The organism is Mycobacterium sp. (assembly GCF_049683935.1).
GTDB lineage: Bacteria > Actinomycetota > Actinomycetes > Mycobacteriales > Mycobacteriaceae > Mycobacterium.
The window spans coordinates 1-3938 of the sequence record NZ_JBAUJR010000064.1 but is presented as its reverse complement, the minus strand read 5'-3'; the positions used below and the strand labels follow the sequence as shown (position 1 = coordinate 3938).

3 protein-coding genes and 1 pseudogene are annotated in these 3938 nt (G+C 66.9%); 2 read left to right on the top strand and 2 right to left on the bottom strand.

The window, feature by feature from the left end:
* On the top strand, positions 1 to 299 hold a 299-nt coding region (locus WA965_RS03550; RefSeq protein ID WP_526447082.1), incomplete at its 5' end, for a PUA domain-containing protein.
* Positions 300 to 372: 73 nt separating this feature from the next.
* Here WA965_RS03550 and WA965_RS03545 read toward each other — a convergent pair.
* Positions 373 to 1215, bottom strand: a complete 843-nt coding sequence (locus WA965_RS03545; protein ID WP_526297941.1) for an NAD-dependent protein deacetylase — start codon at positions 1213 to 1215, stop codon at positions 373 to 375.
* Positions 1216 to 1344: 129 nt separating this feature from the next.
* Positions 1345 to 1761, bottom strand: a pseudogene (locus tag WA965_RS03540) (Hsp20/alpha crystallin family protein); the annotation flags it as partial.
* Positions 1762 to 1882: 121 nt separating this feature from the next.
* On the opposite strand from WA965_RS03540, the gene WA965_RS03535 reads away from it, so the two are divergent.
* Entirely contained in the window at positions 1883 to 3925 is a 2043-nt protein-coding gene (locus WA965_RS03535; RefSeq protein WP_526297943.1) for an NAD(+) synthase, read from the top strand.
* Positions 3926 to 3938: the final 13 nt, after the last annotated feature.

Sequence of the window (3938 nt, the reverse complement as noted above, 5' to 3'; positions counted from 1 at the left end):
GGTTCTGGGTGCGCTACGCCGCCGAGGTGGCCGGGACGTTGACGCTCGACGACGGCGCGGTCAATGCCGTTGTCCGGCAGCGGCGATCACTACTCGCCGCAGGCATCACGGCGCTCTCCGGGCGGTTCTACGGCGGCGATGTCGTCGAGCTGCGGGCACAGGATTCAACGGTGGTGGCGCGCGGCGTGGTCGCCTACGACGCAGCCGAGCTGGCGACCATACTGGGCCGGTCCACTTCGGATCTACCCACCGAGATGCGTCGTCCCGCCGTGCACGCCGACGACCTCGTCGCGGTCTAGCGTGGGATCTGCGTCAGATACAGATTGCCCTACATGGCAGGCAATTTCATCCACGCCGTGCGGAGGATGCCCGTCACGTGGAGATGACGGCGCCCGGCGCGGGGAGTTCGTCGGCGAGCAGTGCCAGCATCGGTGAGCAGCCGTTGTCGATCTTGACCGTGGCGAGATCGTCGCCGCGGGTCGGCCCCCGGTTGATGATCGCGACGGGCATTCCTTTCGCGGCGGCGTGGCGGACGAACCGGTAGCCGGAGTAGACGGTCAACGACGATCCGGCGACCAGCAATGCCTCGGCATCGTCGACGACCGAATAAGCTTGCTCGACAACCTCTTTGGGCACGCTCTCTCCGAAATAGACGATATTGGGCTTGAGCATGCCCGAGCAGCGGGGGCAGTCGAGGAAGCGGAAGGACGCCGTCTCGGTGACCATCGCGTCGGCGTCGGGCGCGACGGCGATTCCGCCGACCGCTTCGGCGCGCTCGGTGAATCCCGGATTGAGTCGTTCCAACTCGGCCGCGAGGTGCTCACGGGCCATCGCGTGGCCGCACGCCAGGCACACCACCTGCGCGTAGGTGCCGTGGAGGTTCACCACCGCCCGGCTGCCCGCTTTGGTGTGGAGCAGATCGACGTTCTGGGTGATCAGTCCGGCGACCACGCCGGACCGTTCCAACTCGGCGAGGGCCCGATGCCCGCCGTTGGGCCGTGTCGCGTGCATGTGCCGCCAGCCGACGTGGTTGCGTGCCCAGTAGCGCTGCCGGAACTCCGGATCAGTGGTGAACTGGCGGATCGTCATCGGGTTGCTGGGCGGTGAATCCGGTCCCCGGTAGTCGGGTATGCCCGAATCGGTGGACATCCCGGCGCCGGTGAGCACCGCCAGACGTCTGCCTCGGAGAAGGTCGACCAGTTCGGGTGCTTCCACGCATTCGAATGTAGGCGATCAGCCCTGTTCAGAGGATACGCGCTGGTCAGCGCCCTCTTCGTTGGCGTCGTCGTGATCACTGTCCGCGTCGGCATGGAAGTCGTCCTCGTCGATGCTGACGACCTCGACCACCTCGATGTGCTTCTCCATCCGGTGTTCGTCGGCCAGTGGCACCGACACGGTGAGGATGCCGCGGTCGTAGGTGGCATTGACGTCGTCCTGGTCCGCGCCATCGGGTAGGACGAGGGTCCTGGTCAAGGATCCGTAGGTGAACTCCGCGCGGCCACAGTTCTCGCTGGGTCGGGCCCGCTCGGCGGTGATCGTGAGCCGGCCGTCGCAGACGGTCACTTCGATGTCATCGTCGGGGTCCACCCCGGGCAGTTCGGCGCGAATCTCGTAGACGTCGTCGTGCAGTTCGTCCTCGACGCGGATCGCTCGGGTGTCGAACAGTGGACGAAGTGCTGCAAACGTCGGGAAAGTGTCGAGCAGGCCGGCGAGATCCGTGAGTAGCGGACGTGACTGGCGTTGAGTGGCAACCTTGTTCACGCGTTCAGCATGAACGACACAGGAGAAATCGACGGATCGGGCGTGATGCGGCCCGGCGAACGACAGGCCAACACCGACCCCCTGCCCGAATTCGTGGCGCCGTCGGGCGACAATGGAGGAGATGGACTTCTACTCGGCCTACCACCAGGGGTTCGCCCGGGTTGCCGCGTGCACGCACCACACGTCGATCGGTGACCCGGCGGCCAACGCCGAGTCGGTGCTGGCGGTGGCGCGGGACTGTGATGCCGACAGTGTCGCCCTGGCGGTATTCCCGGAACTGACCCTGTCGGGGTACTCGCTCGAGGACATCCTGATGCAGGATGCGCTTCTCGAAGCCGTGCACGAGGCGCTGCTCGAGGTGGTCGCCGGATCGGCGGACCTGATGCCGGTGCTGGTGGTCGGCGCCCCTCTTCGCTTCGGGCACCGCATCTACAACTGTGCGGTCGTCATCCATCGGGGCAGGGTGCTCGGGGTGGTGCCGAAGTCCTACCTGCCGACCTACCGCGAGTTCTACGAGCGGCGCCAGATGGCTGCCGGCGACGACGTGCGTGGAGTGCTGCGGATCGGTGACGATGACGCCCCGTTCGGTCCCGACCTGCTGTTCGCAGCGACGGACCTGCCCGGCTTCGTGCTGCACGTCGAGATCTGCGAGGACATGTTCGTGCCGATTCCGCCCAGCGCGCAGGCCGCTCTGGCGGGCGCGACGGTGCTGGCGAACCTGTCGGGAAGCCCCATCACGATCGGGCGCGCCGAGGACCGTGCGCTGCTGGCCCGGTCGGCCTCGGCCCGCTGCCTGGCCGCCTATGTCTACGCCGCCGCGGGGGAGGGCGAGTCCACCACGGATCTGGCGTGGGACGGGCAGACGATGATCTGGGAGAACGGGGAGTGTCTGGCCTCCTCGGAGCGTTTCCCCGCCGGCGTGCGCCGCTCGATCGCCGACGTCGACCTCGAATTGTTGCGTTCGGAGCGGCTGCGGATGGGCACGTTCGACGACAACCGGGTCCACCACGGCATCACCGCTGAGCGTTACCGCCGAGTCGAGTTCCTGCTCGATCCGCCGCCCGGGGACATCGGCCTGTTGCGCAAGGTCGAGCGGTTCCCGTTCGTGCCCGCGGATCCTTCACGGCTGCAACAGGATTGTTACGAGGCCTACAACATCCAGGTGTCCGGGCTGGAGCAGCGGGTGCGTGCACTCGGCGCCCCGAAGCTCGTCATCGGCGTCTCCGGTGGGCTGGACTCGACCCACGCGCTGATCGTGGCCGCCAAGGCGATGGACCGGCTGGGCCGGCCGCGCGGCGACATCCTCGCCTTCACCCTCCCCGGGTTCGCGACCGGAGAACGCACCAAGGGCAACGCCATCCGGTTGGGCGAGACGCTGGGGGTGACCTTCTCCGAGATCGACATCCGGTCCACCGCGGAGCTGATGCTCAACGAGATCGGCCACCCGTTCGCCCGCGGTGAGAAGGTCTACGACATCACCTTCGAGAACGTCCAGGCCGGGTTGCGCACCGATTACCTGTTCCGCCTGGCCAATCAGCGCGGTGGGATCGTGCTGGGCACCGGGGACCTGTCCGAGCTGGCGCTGGGCTGGTCCACGTACGGGGTCGGTGATCAGATGTCGCACTACAACATCAACTCCGGGGTGCCCAAAACGCTGATCCAGCACCTGATCCGCTGGGTCGTCTCGTCCAACCAGTTCGATGCGGCCGTCGACGAGGTACTGCAATCGGTGCTCGACACCGAGATCACCCCCGAACTCGTCCCCACCGGAGAGGACGAGGAGATCCAGAGCAGCGAGGCCAAGGTCGGTCCGTATGCGCTGCAGGACTTCTCGTTGTTCCAGGTGCTGCGCTACGGGTTCCGGCCGTCGAAGGTCGCGTTTCTGGCCTGGCATGCGTGGAGTGATGCCTCCCGTGGCCAGTGGCCGCCGGGTTTCCCCGACGACAAGCGCCCGTCGTACAGCCTCGGCGAGATCCGGCACTGGTTGCAGGTCTTCGCGCAGCGCTTCTACTCGTTCTCACAGTTCAAACGCTCGGCGATGCCCAACGGGCCCAAGGTGTCTCATGGCGGCTCGCTGTCGCCCAGAGGCGATTGGCGTGCACCGTCGGACATGTCGGCGCGCACGTGGCTCGACGAGATCGAACGGGCGATTCCTCAGGACTGAGGCGCCAGGGACC

Excerpts from the sequence above, each read along its gene's own strand:
- WA965_RS03535 (WP_526297943.1), top strand. The coding sequence starts at position 1,883 with ATGGACTTCTACTCGGCCTACCACCAGGGGTTCGCCCGGGTTGCCGCG.